The 1,035-nt window shown below is 42.9% G+C and carries 2 protein-coding genes; both read left to right on the top strand.

Going from position 1 to position 1,035, the window contains the following annotated elements; all coding sequences use genetic code 11:
- On the top strand, window positions 1-612 hold a 612-nt coding region (locus A3739_RS29060), incomplete at its 5' end, for a sphingomyelin phosphodiesterase (protein WP_197471912.1).
- 152 nt (window positions 613-764) lie between these two features.
- A partial coding sequence (locus A3739_RS00505; RefSeq protein WP_156502199.1) for a hypothetical protein occupies window positions 765-1,035 on the top strand: 271 nt, incomplete at its 3' end.

The following is a 1,035-nucleotide window of genomic DNA, read 5'->3' as shown; positions in this document are numbered from 1 at the left end:
TACCTGACTGAGATTCCTTTCGAGCTTGGCCGCATTCTAAACGGCGGTATATTTATCGCATCTAAGTGGCCAATCGAAGTAGAAGACAACATTGTTTATCAAGCATGTATCCGCGAAGACTGCCTTGCATCAAAAGGTGCGGTTTACGCAAAAATCAATAAGTTTGGCAAAACGTACAACTTGTTCGGTACGCACGTTCGCGCCTATACAACACCTGAAGACATTGCGAATCGTTTTGAGCATCTAGCAGAACTGAAAGCATTCAAAGACAGCAAGCACATCCCTGCGAATGAGCCTGTTATCTATGCCGGCGACTTTAATGTCGACAAGGTAAACTTCCCGCAGGAGCGTGATGATTTGATGGCGGTTCTAGATGCGACAGAGCCAACAGCACTTGAAAACTACCCTTACTCGTACGGTGGCTCTATTAACGTGTATGCAGATGATCAATATGACGAGTACTTAGACTACGTGCTTTACTCAAATGAACACGTTACGCCAATCAGCTCTAGCAACACATTGCTACTTCCTCGTAGCATAGAATCTGAGCACTGGGGTCGTTGGGACTTATCAGACCACTTCCCTGTTAAAGGTGAGTTTGTCTACCCATAACAAGCAAGATTCTGTTATACCCTTACAAAGCGAACCAATTGGTTCGCTTTTTTTGTGACCTAATTTTCTATCTGAGCATTATTAATATTGTAACCAGCACTTTTGAGTTACCGTTTGAGCTCAAACAAAAATAGCAATGTTATCGTCGATCTATGTCTTTAGTATGCAACATTGAAGATCAGAAAGGCTTCGTAAAACAAAAAGCAGAAGCGCTCTCTCTGAACATTCAACAGCTAAAACCCATGATTAAGTTTTTAATCATGCAAGGCGTCGATTTGCCTAAATTACTTGAAGGCACCGGTATTGAGCAGCACCACCTTATCCATAGAGACATTTCAATTGATGCGTTCCAACATCAAAGACTATTATTGAATGCCATCAAGCACGCGCCCGATATGAGCTTTGGAGCTCAGCTTGGCGTGC

Source organism: Oleiphilus sp. HI0067 (genome assembly GCF_001635735.1).
Note: the sequence above shows the minus strand (reverse complement) of the source record. Positions and strands in the feature narration are given on the sequence as shown.